The sequence below is a fragment of the Maribellus sp. CM-23 genome (assembly GCF_021354595.1).
Classification (GTDB): Bacteria; Bacteroidota; Bacteroidia; order Bacteroidales; family Prolixibacteraceae; genus Draconibacterium.
Window position 1 is genome coordinate 372111 of the sequence record NZ_JADWYJ010000005.1, and the last position, 25273, is coordinate 397383.

The 25273-nt window shown below is 45.0% G+C and carries 16 protein-coding genes; 7 read left to right on the forward strand and 9 right to left on the reverse strand.

Annotated features, from left to right (window positions below):
* Nucleotides 1-39: 39 nt before the first annotated feature.
* Complete coding sequence (gene gltB / locus INQ51_RS17860) at nt 40-4563, reverse strand: glutamate synthase large subunit (RefSeq protein ID WP_233379315.1); 4524 nt, start codon at nt 4561-4563, stop codon at nt 40-42.
* Nucleotides 4564-4833: 270 nt separating this feature from the next.
* A complete protein-coding gene (argH, locus tag INQ51_RS17865) occupies nt 4834-6168 on the reverse strand; it encodes an argininosuccinate lyase (protein ID WP_233379316.1) in 1335 nt (444 codons plus the stop codon).
* A gap of 520 nt (nt 6169-6688) precedes the next feature.
* Here argH and INQ51_RS17870 point away from each other — a divergent pair.
* Nucleotides 6689-7345 (forward strand): hypothetical protein, encoded by a 657-nt coding sequence (locus tag INQ51_RS17870; protein WP_233379317.1) that lies wholly within the window; start codon nt 6689-6691, stop codon nt 7343-7345.
* A 188-nt stretch (nt 7346-7533) separates the two neighbouring features.
* On the forward strand, nt 7534-9174 hold the full coding sequence (locus INQ51_RS17875) for a hypothetical protein (protein ID WP_233379318.1): 1641 nt from the start codon (nt 7534-7536) through the stop codon (nt 9172-9174).
* Between the two features lie 186 nt (nt 9175-9360).
* Here INQ51_RS17875 and INQ51_RS17880 read toward each other — a convergent pair whose 3' ends face one another.
* Nucleotides 9361-10050 (reverse strand): hypothetical protein, encoded by a 690-nt coding sequence (locus INQ51_RS17880; RefSeq protein WP_233379319.1) that lies wholly within the window; start codon nt 10048-10050, stop codon nt 9361-9363.
* A 201-nt stretch (nt 10051-10251) separates the two neighbouring features.
* Between INQ51_RS17880 and INQ51_RS17885 the strand changes: the two genes are divergently transcribed.
* The 5 genes from INQ51_RS17885 to INQ51_RS17905 all read left to right on the forward strand — a co-directional run bounded on the left by INQ51_RS17885 (nt 10252) and on the right by INQ51_RS17905 (nt 16539).
* Nucleotides 10252-11889 carry an ArnT family glycosyltransferase gene (locus INQ51_RS17885; protein WP_233379320.1) on the forward strand — a complete coding sequence of 546 codons (1638 nt, stop codon included), beginning with the start codon at nt 10252-10254 and terminating at the stop codon, nt 11887-11889.
* Between the two features lie 942 nt (nt 11890-12831).
* Nucleotides 12832-13521, forward strand: coding sequence for a hypothetical protein (locus INQ51_RS17890; RefSeq protein WP_233379321.1), 690 nt, complete (start codon nt 12832-12834; stop codon nt 13519-13521).
* Between the two features lie 54 nt (nt 13522-13575).
* Nucleotides 13576-13932, forward strand: a complete 357-nt coding sequence (locus INQ51_RS17895; protein WP_233379322.1) for a P-II family nitrogen regulator — start codon at nt 13576-13578, stop codon at nt 13930-13932.
* Between the two features lie 23 nt (nt 13933-13955).
* The gene (locus INQ51_RS17900) at nt 13956-15188 is read left to right on the forward strand and encodes an ammonium transporter (protein ID WP_233379323.1); all 1233 of its coding nucleotides are present in this window, start codon (nt 13956-13958) and stop codon (nt 15186-15188) included.
* 700 nt (nt 15189-15888) lie between these two features.
* On the forward strand, nt 15889-16539 hold the full coding sequence (locus INQ51_RS17905) for a DUF4494 domain-containing protein (RefSeq protein WP_233379324.1): 651 nt from the start codon (nt 15889-15891) through the stop codon (nt 16537-16539).
* 136 nt (nt 16540-16675) lie between these two features.
* Here the strand turns inward: INQ51_RS17905 and INQ51_RS17910 are convergent, their stop codons facing one another.
* The 6 genes from INQ51_RS17910 to INQ51_RS17935 form a co-directional block, all read right to left on the reverse strand.
* Entirely contained in the window at nt 16676-17320 is a 645-nt protein-coding gene (locus INQ51_RS17910) for a DUF6448 family protein (RefSeq protein WP_233379325.1), read from the reverse strand.
* A 153-nt stretch (nt 17321-17473) separates the two neighbouring features.
* Nucleotides 17474-18622, reverse strand: coding sequence for a helix-turn-helix domain-containing protein (locus tag INQ51_RS17915; RefSeq protein ID WP_233379326.1), 1149 nt, complete (start codon nt 18620-18622; stop codon nt 17474-17476).
* Nucleotides 18623-18744: 122 nt separating this feature from the next.
* Nucleotides 18745-19746: a fibrobacter succinogenes major paralogous domain-containing protein gene (locus tag INQ51_RS17920; protein ID WP_233379327.1), complete on the reverse strand. Its 1002-nt coding sequence runs from the start codon at nt 19744-19746 to the stop codon at nt 18745-18747.
* 412 nt (nt 19747-20158) lie between these two features.
* A complete protein-coding gene (locus INQ51_RS17925) occupies nt 20159-20587 on the reverse strand; it encodes a DUF1801 domain-containing protein (protein ID WP_233379328.1) in 429 nt (142 codons plus the stop codon).
* A gap of 491 nt (nt 20588-21078) precedes the next feature.
* Nucleotides 21079-21726 (reverse strand): hypothetical protein, encoded by a 648-nt coding sequence (locus INQ51_RS17930; protein ID WP_233379329.1) that lies wholly within the window; start codon nt 21724-21726, stop codon nt 21079-21081.
* 733 nt (nt 21727-22459) lie between these two features.
* Entirely contained in the window at nt 22460-25243 is a 2784-nt protein-coding gene (locus INQ51_RS17935) for a DUF3352 domain-containing protein (protein WP_233379330.1), read from the reverse strand.
* Between the last annotated feature and the right edge of the window lie 30 nt (nt 25244-25273).

Below are 25273 nucleotides of genomic sequence, written 5' to 3' on the forward strand. Positions count from 1 at the left end.
GTTCCTCTTTTTTCGATTTTTGATAATTGTAACTAATCTCTACTCGTGGCGTGACGGATCATCTTCTGTCAGCTGTAGTTTTTTCTGTAACTCTTTCAGCTTCTGTTCCTGCAATACTTTCTTGTATTCAAACGGAATCACTTTTACAAACTTCGGAAGATAAGCTTCCCAGTTGGTAAGGATGGTGGCCGCCACGGAACTTTGGGTGTAAGTCAGGTGTTTGCTGATCATATCCTGAAGCTCTTTGATGTCTGCCTTGTCTTCAACAGGAGAAAGTTCAACCAAACCTTTGTTGCAGAAATAGTCAAAGTTTCCGGTTTCATCCAGTACATAAGCAATCCCGCCACTCATACCGGCTGCAAAGTTTCGTCCTGTTTTTCCCAGAACAACAACACGTCCGCCAGTCATGTATTCGCAGCAGTGGTCGCCGGTTCCTTCAATCACCGCTTTTGCTCCCGAGTTACGCACGCAGAAACGTTCTCCTGCCACACCGCGGAAATAAGCTTCACCGCTGGTTGCTCCGTAAAGCGAGGTGTTTCCGATCAGGATGTTTTCCTCGGGTTTGAAGGTCGATCCCAGTGGCGGAACCACGATGATTTTACCTCCCGATAATCCTTTCCCGATGTAGTCGTTGCAATCGCCTTCCAAACGGAAGGTAACACCTTTTACCAGGAAGGCTCCGAAGCTTTGCCCTGCTGTACCGTGGAAAGTACAGTTGATCGTATCCTGGGGTAAACCCGCTTCGCCGTAGCGTTTCGAGATTTCTCCCGATAACATGGCTCCGATTGTACGGTCAACGTTTACAATGTCTCTTGACATCCATACTTTCTCTGCACCATTCAATGCTTTCTTTGCGTCGCGAATCAAGGTGTGATCCATATGACCCGAAGTATCCTGTGTGTTTGCGGCTGTATTGTGAATATCGGTGTTTTCAGCTTCTTTTGGTACGTAAAGAAGACGGGAGAAGTCAACTGTTTTCATTTTCCAGTTGGTAACTTCATCGTTTGCCTCCAGCAGGTCGGTACGTCCCACAATTTCGTTGAATTTGCGAAAGCCCATTTCAGCCAGGTATTCACGAATTTCCTCTGCAATAAAACGGAAGAAATTAACCGTGTATTCTGATTTCCCAATAAAACGTTTTCTCAGTTGTTTGTCTTGTGTTGCAATACCTGCGGGACATGTATTCATGTGGCATTTACGCATCATAATACAGCCCAGAACGATCAGTGCAGAAGTGGAGAATCCGAATTCTTCGCCGCCCAAGCATGCCAGAGTTACTACATCGCGGCCGGTTTTTAGCTGACCGTCCACCTGAAGCTTCACTCTGCCACGAAGGTTGTTAAGTACCAGTGTTTGCTGTGTTTCTGCAATTCCAAGTTCAACCGGCAAACCCGCATGTTTGATCGAGCTGGCCGGACTGGCACCGGTTCCTCCGTCAGCCCCGGCAATAATGATCACGTCAGAGAATGCTTTGGCAACACCTGCTGCGATGGTTCCCACACCGTCTTCCGAAACCAGTTTAACGGAAACTTTGGCTCTCGGGTTGGTGATCTTCAGGTCGTAGATCAATTGCGACAAATCCTCGATCGAATAAATATCGTGGTGAGGTGGTGGCGAGATCAGTGTAATGCCCGGAGTTGAATTTCGGGTTTTGGCAATGATCTTGTTCACCTTGAATCCAGGTAACTGACCGCCTTCACCGGGTTTTGCTCCCTGGGCTATTTTAATTTGCAGCTCTTCGGCGTTTATCAGGTAGTTGTTGGTAACACCAAAACGTCCGGAAGCCACCTGCTTGATTTTGCTGTTCTTCAGCGTGCCGAAGCGGGCCGGGTCTTCACCTCCCTCTCCGGTGTTGCTTCTGCCGCCAATTGTGTTCATGGTAACAGCCAGCGCTTCGTGGGCTTCTTTGCTGATCGACCCATATGACATGGCGCCGGTTACAAAGCGTTTCATGATCTCTTCGACCGGCTCTACTTCTTCCAGCGGAATCGGGTTTCGCTTGAATTTCATGCAGCCACGAATAAAGGCCGGTTGCCGGTTTTGTTTGTCAACCAGTGTGCTGTATTCCTTGTATTTGCTGTAATCGTTGGTGCGGGTTGCCCATTGCAGCAATCCGATTGTTTCCGGGTTCCAGGCGTGGTGCTCCCCGTATTTCCGCCAGGCGTAATTTCCTGAATTTTCAAAACGGAAAGGTTCCGGAGCATTGTCTGCTTTGTATGCCTGCTCGTGAAACATGCTGGCTTCGGTGCAGATTTCTTGCATGCCCACACCTCCAATTTTAGAGGTGGTTCCGGTAAAATAATTATTGATCACTTCGTTGCTCACCCCGATCGCCTCAAAAATTTGTGCACCGTGGTAACTTCTCAGTGTTGAAATACCCATTTTAGAGAATACCTTCAAAAGGCCTTTCCCAACTGCTTTGATATAGTTTTTGCGGGCTTCCACATAATCCATTTCAATTTTGCCTTCTTTCACCATGTGGTCGATGGCGGCAAATGCCAGGTAGGGATTGATTACACTTGCCCCGTATCCCAACAGCAAGGCAAAATGGTTTACTTCGCGGGCCTCGGCGGTTTCAACAATAATACCTACCTGCATTCTTTTTTTGCTGCGGATAAGGTGATGGTGAACGGCCGACACTGCCAGTAATGAAGGAATAGGCGCCATTTCTTCCGAGATGCCCCTGTCGGTAAGAATAATGTAATTCTTGTGGTCGTCTACTGCTTTTTCGGCTGCAACCAGCATGTCGCTTACGGCTTTTTGGAAGCCTTTTTCGCCGTCTTTTACCGGGAACAGCATCGGGATGGTTTTGTGAGTGAACATCTCATCCTTCAGGTCCTTGATTTTGCCAAGGTCGGTATTGGTCAGCAGCGGCTCATCAAATTTAATCAGTTTGCAGTGTTCCATGCTTTCATCCAGAATATTGGAATGCAGCGCTCCAATGTAATTGGTTAACGACATTACCAATCCTTCGCGGATCGGGTCGATGGGCGGGTTGGTTACCTGGGCAAACATCTGTTTGAAGTAATCAAACAGACGTTTAGGTTTGTCAGAGAAAACAGCCGGAGGAGCATCATTTCCCATGGAACTGGTTGGCTCGGCCGCACCTGTACTCATGGGCTTGATAATCTCGTACATATCTTCTTTGGTGTAGCCAAACACTTTGGAATAAGTTTCAAAGTTGTCGATCGAAGAAGACACGCGCTGTTTTACCGAAATATCTTTCATCTGCATGCGGTTTTCTTTTAACCACATTTGATAAGGATTTCTTTTACTAAGCTGATCTTTTACTTCTTCGTCGGGAATGATGATTCCGAGTTGAGTATCTACCAGCAGGATTTTACCGGGGCGCAAACGGCCTTTTTCCTTGATCTCTTCCGGTGCGAAAGTTTGAACACCCACTTCAGAACCCATTACAATCAGGTTGTTTTTGGTGATCACATAGCGCGATGGGCGTAACCCATTTCTGTCGAGTGTTCCGCCAATGTAACGTCCGTCGGAGAAAACCATTGAAGCCGGGCCGTCCCATGGCTCCATGATGGTGGAGTGGTATTCGTAAAATGCTTTTAAACTGTCCGGAATCGGGTTCTTCTGGTTGAATGATTCCGGTATCATCATACACAATGAATGCGGCAACGAGCGCCCTGTCATGTGTAAAAATTCAAGCACATTGTCAAATGATGCTGAGTCTGATTTTCCAGGTTCGATAACCGGGAGAAGTTTTTGCAGGTCTTCGCCGAATACTTCTGATTTCATCAGTGCTTCGCGCGCCTGCATCCAAAGACGGTTTCCTTTTACCGTGTTGATCTCGCCGTTGTGCGCTACAATTCTGAAAGGTTGCGCCAAATCCCAGGTCGGGAAGGTATTGGTGCTAAAACGCGAATGCACCAGAGCAATGGCACTTTTGAGTTTTTCGTTTTTGAAATCGAGGAAATAGGCTTTTAACTGGTCGGGAGTAAACATCCCCTTGTACACCATGATTTTCGATGACAAACTTGGCTGGTAAAAGCTGGATTTGTTCTTCAGGTTGGAATCCCTGATTTCCTTTTCAGCCAGTTTGCGGACAATGTACAACTTACGCTCCAATGCATCTCTTTCAAGATTGGCCTTAACAAATACTTGTTTGATCGCCGGCTCGGTAGTTTTGGCAATTTCTCCCGGAGCCGATTGGTCAACCGGCACATCGCGGTAGCCAACTAAAGTAAGCCCTTCCGCTTCGATGTGTTTTGTAAGAATCTCAATACAAATATTGGCTTCGAATTCTTCTTTTGGAAGAAAAACCAGGCCGGTTCCGTATTTTCCCTGTGCCCCTACGTCCAGTTTCAGTTCTTCTGTGATAAATTCGTGCGGTACCTGCATCAGCAAACCTGCGCCATCTCCGGTTGAATTATCGGCGCTGGTAGCACCACGGTGATCCATGTTGCGCAGAACTTCCAGTCCGCGGTTGATTATATCGTGTGAAGGTTTTCCCTTGATGTGTGCCACAAATCCAATTCCACAGTTATCATGCTCATTTGCAGGGCTATATAGTCCCTGTGCTACAGGTAGTCTCTTCTGCATCATTATTCCTTTCTGTTTTTAAAGTTCCCTTATAGTGCAGTGCTTAACCGCTGTCTGAAAAATCAAGCACTGCCAAATTGTAAGATAAAATTAAGTTTTACTTACGGAGTGAAACCAAAAATAATGAAAGGCAAGAAGAATTACAATCATGAAGCCCAAATAGATTGTTTAATAACATACAATTAACTTTGCTTTTTCTGATTGAATTGAGTATGGGTGGCGTGCGAATGTTTGGGGGTTGTACTATTTATAAGGTTTTTCGGGCCTTGGAGGCTACCCGTTCAGTAGTTTGTTTATCGCTTCTTCAATTCTTTCGAAATGAAAGCCTTGCAGCACCGTTGTCATTTTTTCATCAATTTCGTTCAGGCAAAGGTTACCAATGCTTCCTTCGTGGGTGTGTTTTACCGATCTTTCAGGATGAAACCGACCTTCTTCAATTTGTGCCCCCACTTGCTTGTAAGCTTCCCGGAATGGAACTCCATTTAATACAAGCTTGTTTACCTCTTCCACGCTAAACAGATAATCGTATTTCGAATCGTTCAGAATGCCTGTGTTGACGGTCATGTTTTCCACGGCAAGAGTTACGATGTTCAGGCAGTCGTTCATTTCCTTGAATGAAGGCAGGAAAACTTCTTTTACCATCTGAAGATCGCGGAAATAGCCACTTGGCAGGTTGTTGACGATCATGCTGATCTGTCCCGGAACTCCCTGGAGTTTGTTGCAGCGTGCCCTGGTAAGTTCAAATACATCCGGATTCTTTTTGTGCGGCATAATGCTCGACCCGGTGGTGAACTCGGCAGGAAGACTTACAAAATTGAAGTTTTGACTCATAAACAGGCAAACATCGTAAGCCAGTTTTGAGAGCGTTGAAGCTAGGTTGGCCAAGGCAAACGAAACGATCTTTTCAACTTTTCCGCGTCCCATCTGCGCATAAACCACGTTGTAGTTCATGTTGCTGAATCCAAGCAAATCGGTGGTCATCTGTCGGTTTAAGGGGAACGAAGAGCCATAACCGGCGGCTGAACCCAGTGGATTTTGATTGGTGATCCTGAAAGCTGAAGCCAGCAGTTCCAGATCGTCAGTAAGGCTTTCGGCGTAGGCGCTGAACCACAAACCAAAAGACGAAGGCATGGCCACCTGGAGATGGGTATAACCAGGCATCAGAATATCTTTTGTTTCGTCTGCTTTTTTGAGCAGAACATCAATCAGGGTACTGGTGCTTTCAACAATTTCCTTGATTGCCTCGCGGGTAAAAAGTTTCAGGTCGAGTAGTACCTGGTCGTTTCTGGAACGCCCGCTGTGTATTTTTTTCCCGAGATCGCCCAGTTTTTGAGTAAGCAAAAATTCCACTTGCGAATGGACATCTTCTACGCCTTCTTCGATCACGAAATTTCCGGCAGATGCTTCCTTGTGCAGTCTTTTTAGTTCGCTGAGCAGGACTGGCAATTCGTCTTTTTCAATCAGGCCAACTGATTCAAGCATGGTTACATGCGCCATGGATCCGAGTATATCGTGTGTGGAAAGATAAAGATCGAGTTCGCGGTCTTTTCCTACAGTAAATTCTTCGATGGCTTTGTTTACCGGTGTTCCTTTATCCCAAAGTTTCATGTGATTAAAATTATTTAGTTTCAACGGTCCGTCAGCCGACGGATGGAACTTGCATTGCAATCATTCTCTTTTGTATTATCCGCCAATCGGTGGATCTGTGTCTGTTCAGTGCGGCAAAAACAACCGCTTTATATCTCAGTTAATTACGGAGTGACTTGCGTTGCAAAGATAAAATTTCGTGTTTGTTTCTTGGGCGTAAAAGAGCCAAATGTTACCATACGGTCGTTTTTCTGGTCAAATTGATGGGTGTTTAATGGAAGATTGATTGCTTGAGACTGCGATTTTCGGGTGTTTTTGGTAAGGAAGATAAGCTGATTCTGTGCATTTAGTAGTGTTTTTCATCAAGTGCTGTTTGGGGAATATTACTACATTTGTGCGGATAATAAAATTAAGAAAACAGGGCTGCCTGATCCTGTATTGAGGAGACAGAGAGGCAGGGTTGTAGTTGTGATTTATACCGGATGACTTTTGGGGTGTTGCAGGTTTTACCTGTTGTCCCGAAATAAACAATAGTAAGCTGATGAAAACATTGAAGATTTTATTGTACGTCGTTATTGCAGGTTCGTTACTGGCGATTTCGTCGTTTTATTTTGCAGAGCCTTTTTACCACAAAATGGTGGCTGAAGACGGCTTATTTGAGAACATTACCGCATTAGGACTGCTGATGATTTCCATTTTGTCGTTGCTGCGTCTGATCCGGCAACGCGGAGAGAGAAACAAGTACTGGATGTTTTTGAATGTGTTGATCGTTTTGGGGGCGTTTTTTGGTTTTGGCGAAGAAATTTCCTGGGGACAGCGAATTTTTTCCATTCAGGCAGGCGACTATTTTATGCAAAACAACCTGCAGGGAGAAACCAACCTGCATAACCTGGAAATTGGCGGCGTGAATATCAACAAACTTATCTTTTCACAAGGGCTGGTAATTGTTTTTGGTACCTACTTTGTCCTTTCTTTGATCCTCTACCGGAAATGGAATGGGTTTAAAAAGCTGGTCGACCTGTTTGGCGTTCCGTTGCCGCGCATTCAATATTCAGTGATGCTGCTTGCCTGTACCTTGCCCATTTTGCTTGTTCCTGACAGAAGAATATGGGAATTGTGGGAAGCCATTTTTGTAACAATTCTTTTGCTGGTTTTTATCGATCCCTGGAACGAAAAAGAGGGGCTTTTAAAAAAGTAGCACTCTTTGAAGCGAAGCGGTTCAGAGAAACCCGTTTTTAGCTAATCTTTATTGGTAATCAGTTATTTCGATCGGATTTTCAAGATTTTGTCGGACAAAATGCCTGCCGGGTTGTTAATGTATAGATAACCTGAGCTATGTATTTAGGTTTGTTAGAGTTAAGTTAGTATTTTTGCGCTCTTAAAGCAATGAAGACGAATTTGAAACAAGAGAATGAAGGTGCACTCATTGGTCAGGGCCGGTCGGGTAAGGTTTACCGGATCCAAGAAGATGGCAAGGACCTGGCGGTAAAGGTTTTCTCAGGAGTAGACAGCCTTACTGACTTGGTAAACTATGTTCTTACCGGTGCGCCGAATGCTTACGGCTGGAACGAAGATGCAGTAAAAAGTGCGCATTTAAGACGCGAAATACTGGAACAGCTGCTGTTTTACTGGTTCGGATCAAAAGTGAGAATTGCAAAATCGTTTGGCGATGCCTGGCACGAACCGGAGAAATCCTTTAAAATATCTACAGAGTTTGTAACAGGAAGGCCTGCAAAATTGCATCATCCTTTTTCCGGAAAGTGCGACTGGGAGTTGGGAGATCTCACCCGGAATGTAATGAAGCCCTTGCAGCAAAAACTGGCTGATTCGGGTTTTGATGGTTTGGTTTGGCAGGCCGGAAAAGGGAATCCCATTGCGTTGAATAATTTCCTTTTGGGAGAAGATAAAACCTGGATTTGGATTGATGCCGAATCGGGGGTTCCGGCTTTGTTTCCGTTGAATCCGCTATCGTTGCTGGGGTATTACCTACCCAAATCTTTTCGTTACAAACGGGCTCTTTTTGACGATGTTGATGTTCCGAAGCTTAAATCGTATGTGGTGGAACGACGGGAAGATCTTGTCGAGCTGTTATCGGAAGATGGTTTTATTTTGCTGCTGGAGCGTATCAAAAAGCTGGACAAACACCAGAAAGCATGGAAAGCTTTGGGGCGTGTTCAGAAAAGTATCAATTATCAGCTGATTAAAGAAAAGATTACGCGGGAAGAGGCCGAGTTCTACTCGGAGCATAAAGTTCAGTGGATAAAGAAAGAATTGCTGCGGTTGAGCAAACGTGCTTTTGTGAAGTTGTTTGTTAAGTTGCCTGTCAAACTTTATCGGTGGTTGAGCTCTATTCGGTACCTGAAATTGATAAAAGACTCTGTTCGTTTTCTTTTTAACGGCGATTACCGGAAACAAAGTGTAGATGCCTTGCTGAAGCAACGGATTACGGATTGGGAAAAGCGGGGGCAGCTGAGCCGGAAAAGTGCTGACTTTTTGCGGGAGCAGGCCGACCGGGAACTGGCAAGTCCGTATTTGTCTGACTTTATTATATTGATTGGTTTAAAGCCGCTGATGAACGTGGTGGAGTTGTTTGTGTTGCCTGCGTTGTTTGCCGCTGGTTTGATCAACGAAGCTGTGTTGGTGCTGGGCGTTGCTTTGGGCGGAATTATATACCGAACGCTTTATACGCTGGGCCGAATGATTTACGAACGCCTGGTGTTGCCGGCAGATAAGCGTCATCCGCGCTGGATTGCGCTTTTTGTTGGGATGATCCCGACATTCGGAAATCTGGCTTATCCAACGCAGATGGTGTATGCCGCCAGTTCAAAAAGCCTGGAGTTGTCTGAATTTTTAATGTACGATATCAGTACGCGTATTGGCGCCAAGATTCCAATTTGGGGCGGAAAGGATACGCTTACAGAACATTTCTTTAATCATCTTCCGGATGTGGTTATCCGAAACCGGAAAGCCTTCAAAAAGAGAAAGTTGATGAAGATCAGGAGGAAGCAGGCGGCTGCGTTGAGTTGATTTTCTGTGACTCTCAGATTGGCGGAAAAGAAGGGGGAGTGTTCACTACTTGGCTTCTGGATATCACTTGGGATTTGCTGACGCTGAGAGGAGCAAATAGGCTTCATATCCAATTGTAAGTGTCTCTTTTAAATCGTCCATCTATAATCCCTGCCCGTTTGCTCAGGCAGGGTTGGTCGATCGTTGTCATTTGCTGACTACAACTTCTTTGATTCTTTTAGCCGGATTCAGGAATATCAGGAATAAAACACCGGTAAGTGCCAGTTCGTGCAGTTCACTTTCTTTTTTCATCTGGATCAATGTGAGAACGGCTGTGTTGGTTACAAAAAACATAATAATGTGGTGAAGTCTCGGAACGGGAACTCCAAAATCAACCACCAGTTTTCGGATGGATTTTATTTTCCAGGTAAGAAGCGGAAGGAGAACAAAGTAAGAAACCAGCGCCACAAACATCAGCTTGGAGAAAATCAGGATGTTCAGATCCACTCCGTCGATTTTAAGGTTGTGCAGGTTGGTTTCGCCCTGGTAGTTGTTGGCCATAAAATATTCGCCCGATTGGATGCCAAAAATTCGTTGTCCCCACGAAATTTCTTCGCCGCAACCAAAAATAAACACCAGGCAAGCCAGTGTGTAAAAGAGAACCTGCTTTTTGTCGGCTCGTTTTAGGGCTTTTACTGCATTTATGCCAAGCAGTATGGCGCAAAGTATCAGGAAAAGAGCTGTCAGGTATTCCACCCAGCCGTCTTCGCGAACTACATGGAGAAAGGCATCAAAGCCGCCTTCCATTGCTTTTATTTTGGCATAAGCAATAAACCAAACTATGATTCCCAAAACAATAATGTCGGTGATTAAAAACCCTGATATCTTTTTCTTCATCTTGTTGAATTTTTGTAATTAAGGAATAAAGTGCGCGCTGCTGTCGTGCTGCTTTCCGTATGACAGAATGAAAAACTGCATGATCTGTTGGCATTTGTATCTGTCAAAAAAAATAGCATGCCCGTTTCATTTCAGCGTTTAATTGTAAATTGCGCCAAAATTAAGATTTTTATTATTCGGAAGCTATTTGAAATTACCAATATGGCAAAAGATCGTTATTTTATCCTTACCATCGCAATTTTAGTACTTTTAGTTATTATCTCGTCGCTGCCCGTGCCCTTGCTGGTGAATGCTGCTAAGTATGCCCAGGTGGGGCGTGAGATTCTGGTGAACGGAGACTGGATCAACCTGACGATCGGAGGTGCCCCATACGATCAGAAACCACCGATGTTGTTTTGGTTGGCAGCCACTACTTTTAGTATTTTTGGTTTGTCGGTTTCGGCCTACAAAATTTCGGTTCTGTTGGTTTCGCTGATTGGTGTTTATTCTACTTTTCGCCTGGGGCGCTTGTTTTACGGAAAAGAAACCGGTTTTCTGGCGGCACTTTTCTGGATGACTTCGCTTGGCTATCTTCATTTTCACAACGATGTTCATACCGATACCATGCTGGTGTCGTTTGTGGTTTTCTCGGTATGGCAATTTATGGCTTATTTCAAAGAGCGAAAATGGCACCAGTTTGTATTGGGGGCTGTAGGTGTTGGTTTATCGATGCTGACCAAGGGGCCTGTTGGTATGCTGATTCCTGCTTTTGCCGTGGGTGCCAGTTTGGTGGTGCACAAGCAATGGCGCGATGTTTTTAACCTCAGGTGGATTGTTGCGGCGGTAATTGTTGCAATTATTATTATTCCTGCACTGCTGGGTTTGTTTCGCCAGTTTGGGCTGGAGGGAATCAAGTTTTATTTCTGGACCAATAACATGGGACGCGTAACCGGTTCTTACCAGGGTACGAACACCGACTACTCTTTTTACATTCATACTTCCATGTACATGTTGTTGCCGTGGACTGTGTTTATGATTGTAGCCATGTTTAATGAAATTAAAAGTCTTGTGAAGCTGAAAAAGGCAGATATAAATGCGGTTGAGGTGGCGAATATTGCAGCGGTGGTTTTCTTTTTGGGGATACTGAGCGTTGCCCGGCAAAAAAATCCGCACTACATGTTGAGTGCGATTCCATTCCTTTTTATCATAACAGCGAAGTGGACCGTTCGTATTTTCGGGGAAGAGCAGTTTGCCAAAAAAGCAAAAGTGATTTCAGTTATTAATAAAGTAATAGCGTTGCTGTTTTTTACGTTGATTCCGTTTATGGCCGCATTCTTCTTCCCGGAAACAAGGATCATTTACTGGGTAATTGTGGTCACTCTTTTTGCATTGGTTGTTTTCCTGGCATTTCGGAAAGCAAACCTGAAAAAACAGGTGCAGATATTGCTTTTGGCCTCTTCGGCTCTTTTGTTTACCATTAACTATAATATGCTCCCGAATATGTGTAAGTACGATACTTCGATGGAGGCCGCTGAAATTTTTAATAAAATGGCCGAGCCGGGAGCAACGCTCAATATCTATGGTCAGGAAGCCCGTTTGTGGGAGTTGTTGTTGTACTCCGACTCGTATGGTGGATTTTTGCAAACAAGAGAAATGCTGGATGACTTTTTGCCACATCCGGGAGCGTGGCTTTATACTTCAGAATCGGGTTACAAAGAGCTCCAGGAAATGGGGCTGAATATGGAGGTGGCTCACGAATTTACCGAGCATCGAAAAGTAACCAGCCAGTCGATTAATTTTCTTAATCCCAACAAACGGGCCTCCAGGTTTCAAAAAATGTACCTGGTTATTTTGAGGTAGTTTGTTGAAATAACGACTTTTATTGGTGTGTATCCGGTCGCTGTGGCGAGTCGTTTTAATCCACTTTGTTTTTATCTACCCCTGCTGTTTTGCATGAAGGGGAAAATCTTCATCTGCTATAAGATAGCCCCTATCTTATGTCAGAGAACGTCTCGCTGACGGGGTAGAACCAATATCTTTTGTAAAAGAGACCTCCTCTTTTATCAGATAGCCGCCATCGGGCGGGGGAGAATGATTCTCTGATGGAAGATCGCCTTTGTCTTATGTAAGAGAAAGTGTGTCGGGCGGGGTAGAGGCATTATCTTCTATAAGATAGCTCTTGTCTTTTGGCAGATGGCTCTTCTCGGGTAAGCGAAAATCATTCTCTGATGGAAGATGGCTTTCCTCTTTTTATCCTGACACCTGAAGTTTTGTTTGGGAATGATGAAGTAAAAAGTTCCATCTTAGTTACGACGCAGAACTCTTAACGGACGCAAAATAACTTTTTGCGCAGCTGTTGCAATTTATGCCCTAGGCAGCTGGCTTTTTCCGGTAACCCTTTAATCTGGATTTACGCATATTCCTCTGATCGATTCTTTCGGGCAGACAGTCTTTTCGGACTGTCTTTCTTTTCGTATCTACTGTTTTATAGGTCGGCTTAATCGTGCTTAATGTCGGCATAAGTATGTCTTTGTGTCAAAAAGGTATTCTGTAGTCTATTTGTGTATCAAAAAGAAATCAAATCGAGTCTATCGTTAATAATTTGTTAAGTGATGTGCTTGTTTTATTTTAAATGGGGGTGTGTGCTTTCAAAAATGTATTCTTTTGAAGTATCGATTAAAAATAAAGGGGGTTAATTCTGATAAAGGATAAAAAATAGAATATGTACCTTTTAAAATGTGGGGGTATTTCGATTTTGAATAAAAATATTGACAATAAGTTTAACTTTTAATTTTTACCACTATGAAAAAGACACTACTCATTGCTGTAAGTATGTTATTGCTTTTTGCCTATACGGCGCCGGCTCTAAAAGCCCAGGAGGTTGATGCAGGTTTGGATATCTACAGCAGCTACGTTTGGAGGGGGATTAAATTTGGCGAAGGCGCAGCTTTTCAGCCTTATGTTGAATTCAGTGTAGCTGGTTTTGCCCTGGGAGCCTGGGGTTCTTATTGTGTTTCGGATAATGAAGCTGCCGAAGCCGATTTGTATGCAAGCTACGGATTTGATCTGGGAGAAAATGCTTCGCTGAGCTTAACCATTACCGACTACTATTTTCCGGGGACAACCAGTGAACCAACCTCGTGGACAGATGGCGACAATCATTATTTTGAACCCATGGTTGGCCTTGGCTTGGGGCCTGTAAGCTTAACTGCTGCCTACATGTTTTACGACGGTGCGGGGAAAAACGGAGATGCTTCGGGCGATCTTTACCTCGAAGCAGGCGTAACTGCCGGTCCTGTAGATCTCGCACTGGGCGGCGGAACCGGGCAATACTCGATGAAAGATGATGCGGGTTTTGATATCTGTAACATCAGTGTTTCAACCTCGAAAGAAATTAAAATCACCGACAGTTTCTCTCTTCCGCTTTCGGGAGCCGTCATTTTAAATCCTTCGTATGAGTCCTTTCACATTGTTGTAGGTATCTCTCTGTAAGAATCAAAGGCTCTGAAATTACGTGACTTGCGGTTCAAACTAAAATAAAAAACGATGAAAAAAATTGAAGCGATTATACGCAAAACAAAATTCGAAGAAGTAAAAGAGGCCTTGTACGAAGCAGGCATCGAGTTCTTCTCTTTCTGGGATGTAAGAGGTATTGGCCAGGCCCGCGAAGGTCGGGTTTACCGCGGTGTTGTATACGACACCAGTACAATAGAACGCACCAAGCTGGAGATTATCGTGCGCGACAAGAATGTGGATAAAACCATTTCCGCCATTCTGAGTGCCGCCAGGACCGGTGAAATTGGCGACGGGAAGATTTTTATTCTGCCCATCGAAGAATCGTACCGGATCAGAACCGGTGAAGAGGGCGACGAGTCGCTTTACATCAAAGGAAAAGAGGAGTAGTAACTGAAAAAAATTAGACGATCATGGAAGAAACTTTACAAGGCCTGCAAATAGGTCTCGACAATATGTGGTTATTGATTGCCGGATTTCTGGTGATGTTTATGCAACCCGGGTTTGCAATGGTGGAGGCTGGTTTTACCCGCTCGAAAAACACCGCAAACATTCTGATGAAAAACTTAATGGACTTTTCAATTGGGTCCCTGTTGTACTGGATTATCGGTTTTACACTGATGTATGGCGATTCAATCGGTGGTTTTGTGGGCATGCCCGACCTGTTTTTTATGAGCGATGGTTTTGGCGACAATTATGCCGATTATTCCGATCTGTTTTTTCAGACTGTGTTTTGTGCCACTGCCGCAACCATCGTGTCAGGAGCCATGGCCGAGCGCACCGAATTTAAATCGTACCTGATTTTTACCATCGTGGTTTCGGTGCTTATTTACCCCGTTTCGGGACACTGGACCTGGGGTGGCGGATGGTTAAGCCAGCTTGGTTTTCACGATTTTGCCGGGTCGTCCATTGTGCACTCGGTAGGGGGCTGGATTGGATTGGCCGGAGCGGCCATGATCGGCCCGCGTCTCGGGAAGTACGGAAAAGATGGAAAAGTAAACGCCATTCCGGGGCACAACCTTACTTTGGGGGCGCTGGGGGTATTTATCCTTTGGTTTGGCTGGTTTGGGTTTAACCCGGGCTCGCAGCTGGCTGCCGCCGGTACCGAAAATGCCGTAGCCATCGGTCATATTGCCGTTACTACCAACCTGGCAGCTGCTGCCGGGGCGGTTACCGCCATGATTGTGGCCTGGTTCCGTTACAAGCGTCCTACTTTGTCGCTTTCGCTAAACGGCGCTTTGGCAGGCCTGGTGGCAATTACCGCCGGTTGCGATGCCGTTAACCCGGAGGGAGCGGTAATGATCGGTATTATTGCCGGTTTTATTTTACCATTTGTCGTAGAATTCTTCGATAAAATAATAAGGGTCGACGATCCTGTAGGTGCCGTTTCGGTACACGGCGTTTGTGGTGCTTTTGGTACTCTGGCCGTTGGATTGTTTTCGACTTCCGAAGGTTTGTTCTATGGGCACGGAGCAAAATTGCTGGGTGTTCAGGCAATTGGAGTGCTTACCTTTTTTGTGTGGGCATTCGGTATGGGATTGATTCTGTTCTTCGTCCTGAAGAAAGCAAATATCTTGCGCGTTTCTAAGCGCATTGAAGAAGAGGGCCTCGATGTATACGAGCATGGTGAGAGTGCCTACAACTAATCTTCTTCAGCTTTTAAGTCTGTAGCTGTCTGTTTATGGCCCCGCCAGCGGGCGGGGCCTTTTCCCAAACTATCACAAAAGAGAATAAACATAACCTAACAATTATTATATTTTTTCATATTCAATTAAGGTCAAGGGGAGTTAGTTTAGTTAGATTAAAAGAAGGATGAACCGGTTGTCGCAAGGCAGCCGGTTCTTTGCTGAATGCATTGTATCCCAGAGGTGAAAATTCGGGATGTTTAGTGTTGCTGTATTTTGCTCGTAGCGCTTCTTCTTTGTCCCCATTCAGGGGGACGAGGAATTCCGGAGGCTCTGACGACGGAATGACGGAGGGGGTGAGGCGGTCACAGTAATTAGTTGTCGTTTTTAGTTTGAAGAGAAGCCGTTCTTTCAATAATGTTTGGCAGTAGCCTGCGGCTCAAAACTTCATCATTCTTCAATCGTTAATCGATATTCTTCATTCAATTGCTGTCTGCTCGTAACTCACGGCTCAAAGCTCATTCTGCAATTTAACCATTTTTCAGTTTAGCAATAGCCCGAAGCTGATGGCTCAACGCTCAAAGCTTTCTTTTTATGGTCGCATCACAACTTCAGTTTAAAAGCGATTTAATTCCCTCGATTTGTTGATAAATAAAATAAGTTTCTGGTGGGTAAAGCTGACCGATCGTTATTTTTGCTGACTCAAAAAATCTGAAAGATCATGATGCAGACCTGGTTCGAAAGCAAAGTAAAATACATGAAGGTTTCTGAAAGCGGAACCGAACAGATGGTAACCGAAAACTTCCTGCTGGATGCAGTTTCGTATACCGACGCCGAAACACGCATTATCCGTAAAATGCAGGAAATGGTACGGGGTGGCGAGTTTACGATTGTTGACATCAAGAAATCCAGGATTGCAGAAGTATTTCCTTTCGAAACCGGCGAGTGGTGGTTTAAGGCAACCATTAACCTGGTGACGGTTGACGAGGAAGCCGGGAAAGAGAAAAAGTTACGCACCAACTACCTGATCATGGCGGACGATATTCGTGAGTCGCTCGACCGTTTGGATGAAAGCCTGAATTACCTCGTAATTCCTTACGTGGTTTCTGCGATGGCTGTTAGTACCATTGTGGATGTGTTCCCTTACGAGCCAGCCGAATCGATGGTACCCCAAGGCTATGTGCCGGTGGAGAAAAAACCTGCAGCCAACCCAATCTTTACCAACGGTGTAAATCCGTTTGAGGACGATACCGAGGAAGAGGTGTCGGGATCCGAAGAGGTATTCGCGGGCGACGATTTTAGGGAAGCTGCCGAGGCGCCGGATACAGATGAACCGGAGCTTGAAGAGCCGGAAGCCGAAGAGGAAGAATAGATCGAATTTGCAAAGTAATATTCCTGCTGTTTTTTGTTCTGGCGGAGAAGGTATTGGGAGTCACTGACAAATGAGTAGTGATACCCTGTGCGGATATCACTACTATCTGAAGTATTTGCTTTGATTTGTGAGAACCTCAATGCTGGTGCATGTGCGCGCTGCCCTGTTCGAGGATACCGTGAAGCGCTTCCAGGGTATGAGTATAGTCGACATAAGCTTCCACGTATTGGCGGCCTTGTTCCGTCGATTCATTTTTAACTTTCTCCAGTGCCGCCACCTTTTCGTATTTCTCCCTGATTACCTTCGCGGTATGCGTGTTTAGTTTTTCGAGAAGATTATCGATGCCGTTATTTTTCAGGGCCTGATCGCTTAACTGCACAATTTTTTTGGTTGTTCCAGCTGATTTCAACCCGGTATAGGGTGCTCCTTCCGTTTCCCGGTGCAGCCTGACAAGCGTTTCAAGAAAATGTTTTTCAACAATGTCATAAACCTCTTTGTCGCCGGATTTTAAAGCGTAAGTCTTTTCAAACAGGGATATAACTTCTTGTTCCTGCTCTTTGCTGATCCATTTCAGCACCAGGTTAACATTATTGGTTTCAAGTGCTTTTAAGGCATCTTTGATAGTTGGCCCGTCATAGGAGTCGCAATGTGCTGTTGACGAAAATGAACCAAATACCATTAACAGGAACACCATGACGCCCGACAGGATGGAGCGTACTTTTGAGTGGTTTTGTACATGCTTTGAGGCCGTTGCTTCCGGAGTAATTTCTTTTGCTTTCATTGTAAATTGATTTTAGGATGTTGTTACCATACTTATTCGGAGTAAAAGTATGGAGCGGAAAATACCTGTGCGACCTACTTTGTAAGGTAGTACCTGTTATTCGTGGTTTGGAGTGATGATTTCAGTCTGGGGATAAAAATCAGCCATTTTCGGTTACTTCTGGCTTGGAGTGTTTTTCGAAATCCGGTTTTTGTATTCGCTGGGAGTTATCCCGGTTAGTTTTTTAAAAACCCGGTTAAATGCCGACTTGGTGTTAAAGCCACTTTCAAAAGCAATTCCCAAAAGGGAGAGTTGGTCAAAAGCCGGGTTGCCAATTCGAGCTTTCACTTCCTCTATCCTGTACTGGTTGATAAATTCAAAGAAGTTGATTCCGAATTGCTCGTTTATAACCCTCGAAAGTTGGTGGGAAGGTATCTCTAGCTTTCCGGCTAATTCGGGGAGCGAAAGATTGGGATCGAGATGAGGTTTTTCCGAGGCCATAAAATGCTTTAAACGACGCGCGTATTGTTCTGCATCTGTTTCTTTCAGAATGGTGGTGGAATATTTTGTCTTTGTTTCGGTTACGTATTCAACATTTTGGTCGGGATACTGAATAAAAATTTCCTGTTGCTTTAGTCCAAAATAACCGATCAGAATAATAAAAACAGACAAGGTAAGAAACAGACCGTGTGTGCAGAATATCCAGGAGAAAAGGTGAAAAACATGGTGGATCGAGGCAAAAACGATGAGTGCGGTCCAGATAGCACCAAAGGTGTAGACCAGTTTTCGCAGCCAGTCGGGGTTAACAGGCTCCTGCGACGAGAAATTATTGAAAATGTTGATGTCCAGTTTTCGGAAAAGAGCTATCGATAAACCAAAATAAAAAGGCCCCGACAAAGCCGTAAGCAGCAGGAAAATATTAAAAAGCAGGGGCGTTCCGTGGTCTCCTTCCGTATGATCCAGTCTTATTCCGGCCGATATTCCGGGCGAGAACGACGCAACAAGCAGAAACAGGTTAAAGAGAAGGAAGGGAACAAAATGTAACATGTTTTTTCTGTTGAGCCGAAACTTTTGGTCGATCAAAGCCGAGATGTATAAATACAGAAAGGGGCCGTGAAGCATGAGCAGGGAAACAAAGGCCGCTGACAGCAACTGGTGTTCCATGAACAGGCGGTTGAAGAACAAGGCATATGCGCCGGTATACAAGCCCAGGTAGCTTAGCCAGCTAATCAGTATTTTATCGTGCAATGCCTTTTTCTTCTGTAAGGTCAACACGGCAAAAAACAAAGCATTAAAAGCAGCGATCAGGAAAATATACTTCATTACATCTGATGCTTCATCGGTTAAGTTATACTTCCCTAAAATACTTCATTTATCATTATAACGAGAGGTTTTCTCCTGTTTTACCTGCTTGTTTGCTTGGTTTGTTTACGGCAGCAAAATTGTTAGTTTTTGATACACCGGATGCTGAATCCTCTGGCATTTGGCTGCATAAAATCTATTGCAATGTCTTCACTCAGGTATATGCAGCTTGAGCCATCTCGTGTGCCGGTGCCGGTCCAGTAATAGGCTAATTGGGCGCCGAAGTGCATAAATTCGCCCGTAACTACTTTTCCCGACGGTATGGCCGTAAAACCAGTACTATTGGTGGAAGTATATCTCATTGGACCATAAAAGCTCCAGTGGGCAGAAGTTGTTTCACGAAGTTTAAATCCGTAATATCCGTTTTGAAACGGGGAGATATAATCGATCAGTTTTTTCCAGTCCTCCACGGTAGGAACACGCCAGCCCTCCGGTGCAATGTTGCGACTGTCGGAGGCAGCATACCAATTGTAAAGGGCGCCGTAAACGTCTTTGTTTAACTCATTGTTGTCGTAGTAAATATAGGCTCCGGTCTGAATCTGAAAATGTCCCCATTTGTATAAATCGGTTTCGTGGGCGATTGCATCTCCATTCTGGTACCGTGTCGTTTTTAAATTTTCGGCCATCCAGGTTTGTTCGCCAATCTGAATGGTTTTGTATTCATTCCCATCAATGTCGGTTACCGTACCATAAGTTAGTTCCGGATTAAACAGAATATAGTCGGGTGTGCTAAATTCAATCTGGTTTCCGTAAACAGTGTCTGTTTCGCTTCTGTAATAAGCCCGGAGGTAATAGGCTGAGTTGGCATTCAGTCCGGTAATTTTGCTGGACGAGGAACCAAAGTTGCTGTCATCAACCGAGAACGAATTGTCCAGCGTTGGTTGTTCTTTTTTCCCCCAACATACGCCGCGTGCAACTATTGGAAAGCTTTCGTCGCCCGATATTTCGCTTGTGCATTCAGCCGAATAGCTGGTAATGTTCTGCACTTCAATCGTATTTATATACGCTTCTGTCTTGTCTTTTTCACAACTCAAAACGAGGAAGCCGAGGATACATACATTCAAAAGGGATTTAATTGTTTTCATGATCATTGGTTTTAACTTATATCTGTTGTTGGGTAATTCATTGTTGGATACTCTTGGTTTTAAGGGTGTTTTCCGGTACTTAAATACGAGTGATTGTACGGATAAAGAAATAAACCGGATTTTTGAAATTTTATGTATGGGTGCGTATTCAATGGCTTTTAGTTTTCATAAAAGTAAAAATAAAAAGTACAGGTGCTTCTGATAAAGAACATGTTTTAGGATTGTTTCAGTGGATTAAACGCGTTTGGGGCAGGTTTCTATGTTTGCATCAGGTCTGCAAACGAGGGGAGTGGGCTGTATTTTGTTGCTGGATTTATAATAATTGCAAGATTAACGGTTGGTCTGAGGTCGTGGCGGTCCCGAGTGCTCGGGATTGTCCGGCGGAAACGGAGGTTGGGACGAGATTCAGTTCTCATATTCCCAGCGTTATTTGGTCTTTCACATTATGGTATCTTAAAGATGCTTTTATGCATTCTTTTAATTCCAACTCAGGAACTTTCTGGTTCAATTGGAAAACGATTGCTCTTTTCCCCTCGTATTTAAATTTACGGTCAAAAACTAATCTGAAAGTATCGACCAATCTACTCGTACATTGGAAATACATTGCATACTGGTCAGGTGCTTTTTCTTTCCAATCCATTCGTAAGGTGCTGCCATTTTTGGTTACAAAACTTGGTTCTCCCCATTTTAAAGTTTCTTCCAAATCTGTTACCCCTTCGGTTTCTTCTGCTGTTTCTATTACTAATTCCCTAAGATGTTGCATTTTATCCCGGACAAAGTCGGGATAATTCGCAAAAACTGCTTCTACCTGAGGATTTGTTTTCAATTTCAATTTACCCATTCGTTAAATATATAAATAATTATAAGCTATTGCAGGAAAGGTCACATTGTTTCACTTCAAGCAGGCATTGCAGCTGGATAATGGATTCCCGATGCCCGAAGCTCGTGGCCGCAGCTTTTAATTTGTCCCCATTTTCGAGGGGGACGAGAAATTCCGCGGTCCTTGCCTGCGGAATGACGGAGGGGGTGTGACAGTTGCAGTTTGCAGTTTTTGATAGATGGATTCTGGATCCTCAATTCCCGAAGCTCCATTCAAGATAAAAACAATCCCGCAGGGATGGGAGTTTAATCGCAGCCTGCGGACCTCCGGGGAATCATGACAGTTTTGGAGGATTCAACGTTTTTCAAAATACCTTCAGCTATCATGAAAGCAAGATGGAGTATTACCCACATCAATACCCAAAATCAAACTCCGATTTTTATTCGAACTATATGGGATGAGGACAGCCTAAACAACAACGGCGTGCTTCTGCCAACTTCAAGTTCCGGGATTTAGGGCATGTCGACAGAAACCAGTTCAACCGTAATTCTTCCTTCTTTTGGTTGCAACTCCATTAGCAGGCCAACCCCTGTTTTGTAAAATTTATGCTCCCGGGCGCCGGGCTCCAGTGGCGTCCATTCCATGGTCTCCAAACAATCTTCGAAGGTGCCCAAATCTATCTCAACCATTTTATGGAGGTCTATCACCATGGCCATATCTTCGGCTTCCCCTTCATAATACTCCTGTTGATACTTCATGCCCATTTTTGGGTTTGAAAACATTAGGACTCCGGGCATTGCTCCGTCCACACCGGCTTCCCACGAACCTTCGGTCCCTACCAGTTCTCCATCCTCATATTCTTCACTGTATTCGCCAAAGTACCAGACATTACCATCCTTGTCCTCAGCATACCAGTCATCGGTTTTTTCAACCATTTCACCATCCAGGTAGGCCACATCACGAACAACGGTAGCCTCAACTCCCATGATCATTTTGGTTTCATCGGTAACCGAAACAATAATCGTTTCTTCTCCGTCTTCCGTTTCACCGGCATAGTAAAACACTTTTCCTGTTTCAAAAGCCAGGTACTGGTTTGTAAATCCCGTTACAAAGGCTTCTGCCCCCGGGAAATTTGGTAAGAAAGTCTTACTTTTTAGCACTGGTTCTGCTCTTTTACTCAAGTCATCTGAGCTGCAGCTCGCCACAAGAAGAAAAAGAATTAAAATACCAGTCACAAAACATCCTCCACTCAATTTCAATCTGTAATTGCTTTTCATGATCTATTGTTTTTGTTAAAAGGAAATTGATTCCAGTGAAGCGGATTCTGATCTTAACGGCATCTATACTTTACGAGATAAAACAGATTTAGTTCAGGAAGCTTTCGCGCTGTACGTGCTCCTGGGGCGAATGTTTTTAGAGAAAGCAGCACTTTTATAGGCTAAACATTCATTGTTTGAGGTGAAGACATCATTGCTCAATCATGGATGCTGGAAGCGCGTGGCCCGCAGCTACATTCAACGTGTAAACAATCCTGTAGGGATTGGATTTTAGTAGTAGCTCCGATACCCGGGACACAGAACCCGGTACGGGTTCGATAGCCACGAAAGACCACTTCACAGCCACTCGGTCAGCAAAAATCCAACCCCTACCGGGTTGCCGCAGCCGGGGTACGTTCTGTTCTATGATAATCAAACGCATACTGCGTTTGCCGGAGTGATGCGCGTTTTGAAAAACGAAGTGGTGGAAGTACCGGATGTGCATTTCAGTATTGCAGTTTCACAATAGCTTGTATTTCTGTGTCGCCGCACCGCTGAATTTGGCTCGCAGCTCTTAGCTCACTGTTCAAAGCTTATTCTACAATTTCGCAATAGCCCGAAGCTCGTTGCTTGCATCTTATTTCAAGCCATAACTGTAAAGCTTGCCATTGCTGCTGCCAACCACTACGCTCAGCTGCCCTTGAGTGAGTGTTCCAATGCTAAAGGCACTGCTGCCGCGCATTGGGAAGCCGTCGTACTGTTTTCCGTCGGGTTTAAACAGGTAGATTTTTTCGGCTCGTGAATCTGCCACGCCCACCATTTTTTGGTTCGCCGAAAAAGTGTACACATTGGGGTATTCGGTAATGGCATTGTCAAACTTATCGGAATAGATTTTTTTGCCGTTTTCGTCGATCACTTCCAGTTTGTTTCCGTCCACAAAAATGAAATCAGGAATGCCGTTGCCGTTCAGATCGCTCATGTTAAACAGGTGTTTGCTGCTGTATTTTCCGACGTTTTTCTGAACATAGCGTCCGTCGAAATACAGGTAGTATACCACGCCGTCTTTGTCGGTTGCGACCATTTTGGGTGTTCCGTCGAGGTTTAGTATCAGCGGATTGGCTGAGCTCTCGAACGATGCGGCGGTTTTAACGCGGGTGGCGCCGCGGCGGTCCTGAATGTAAACGCGGGCGTTGTCTTTAAAAACGATGTAGTCTTTGCCCGCCACTCTGAAATGTTGCACCGGCGTGCTTACCTCGCCCGCTGTTTTATCAAAATTCCAGCCTGAAACAATCTTACCATTGTGGTCGTAGGCGATCACCTTGCGGTTTTCGCAGGCCACAAAATAGCGGTACTTGCGGTTGTTGTCGTAATCGAAAACACTTACCCCGTTGGTGGCCGGCGATGGAAAAGCAACCGGGAATCCGCTTACGTTGTTGCCGTTGCGGTCGATCAGGTACAATTTCTCGCGGGTATTAAACAGGAACTGAAGTTTGCCGTTGCGGAAAAAGTCGATCTGGAAAACTTCGCCCAATATCTTCCCGCTGATCGGGATGCTCCAGATTTTGGTGCCGTTTTCAGAGACCAGGTGCAATTGGTTGCCTTTATCCTGAACCAGCACGTCCTGTGTGGCTTTGTTATTATAATTGGCTACTATCTGGGGTTTCATTTCGATGGCTTCGCCCAGGTTGGTTTGCCAGGCCGCACGGCCCGAAGTTTTGGGGCGACTGTCGAAACTCAGGCAGGCCGCGTTAAAAAACAGGTCCTTTTCGCAAATGATTTGCCAGCTAAAGGCGTCGAACTTCCGCAGCGATTCTTCGTGGGTTTTAAAAGCGGCCTTCATCGATTCGCTCAAAAGCACCTGGTTCCACTCGTAGCTCCGGTTGATATCGGCATAAACCTCAACGTTCGAGCGGCTTTCCATGTTTTGCGAATAGGAGTTGTAAAGCGGGGTGTCTCCCAGTGTATTTCCCGAGCCCAGGTTGTCGAGGCAGTTCTGAAGTGTTTTTTCCGAACTGGCAAACACCAGGTAACCGCCGTAAAAAGCCGCATAAGATGCCTGTGCCGATACAAAGGCATCGCTTAGCCAAACGGCAGGAAGGGAAGGGAAGGGGAACTGATAGATTTGGTGTTTGTCACCGTTGGCACTGCTGTAATCCGAAATGAGTTTTCCCAGCTCTAGTTTGTTTCTTCCGGCATAGCTGCGTATCATCGCCTCCATGGCTGCCTGCGCATCTTTCCGCGAATTCAGGTTAAAAATAAACAGGCTTCCGGCCGGTTTTCCTTCACTAAAAGAAGTAACAGCGGCGATTGCCTGGTTGTGGATCATTCCTTCGAAGGTGGTTTTAAAATCAACCGATAATGCCCGCTCCATCTTCTTGATTTTCTCTTCGCGCTGGTAGAAATTGTTGGTTCGTCTGAAGTATTGTTCGAGCCGTTCAAAGAACTTTTTCCGGTCCGAAAACAAAAAGCTGATGTACCAGGCGGTGTTCTCGGGCAGCACTCTTTTGGCTTCACCGGCAACGGGTTCCTGCCCCGCAAACACCGATAGAAAGTTGTTGAGCGAGTCGGAGGCAGTGGTTATTCCATTGGCTTTTATGCTTTTTTTATCAAGCGAAACATCCAGTTCGCTCCATCCGGCAAAGTTCGCCATGTCGCGCACAGCCCGCTGGGGACTTACGGTATTTGACTCGCCAAACTCGTTGTTAACGGTAGTCCTTTTCCCATTCAGAAGGCGTGTGCTGAGCTCGGGAAAACGGCTGTGGTTGATGTACCAGGCAATTTTGGTTTGCGAGGTAACCGATTTGTTGACTTTTACAAAATCGTGGTTGTCGAGCAGGTTGCCGGCGCTCAGTTGCCGGATTCCTTTCTCCACCAGGATCACCTCGGGGCTAATGAGTACGAGCCCGTCTAATGCAGCAAAGCTAATGCTTCCCGGTCCGCGGCTGTTGGCGACCTGGGTTATTTTGTGGCCGTTGTATTTTTTGGAGGTAAACGAAGAAGCGGGAGTATGAAGAAGGCCGGAAAGCAGCACTTCCAGCGAATTCAGTTCGTGCGAGCTTTTCATTTGCGAAATGATAAGCGGTTGCAGTTTGTTTTCTCCCACAAAATCGAAAGCCATCACAAACGGACGTTTGGCCAATGAATTTTGTATCTCACGGTTGTTCCTGATCAGTGTGTCTATTTGTTGGCTGGTGCTTGTAAGCCAGTGAATGCCTTCAATGGACGAGAGTCCTTCCAGAATTTCATTGCCCGCCGGAAGTGTGTGCAGTGAATTGAGTTCAAGAAAGAACGGGGACGAAACAGGTACGGCCTTGAAAAGGGAGGTTTCCCGGGCAAATACCGCCTCGTTTTTATTCCAAAAGAAGTAGGCTGCAAGCCCGCCAATTATAACAACAGATATAATAATGAGGTACTTTTTCATACTATTAAAATTGCCTGTTTTCAAAGGTAT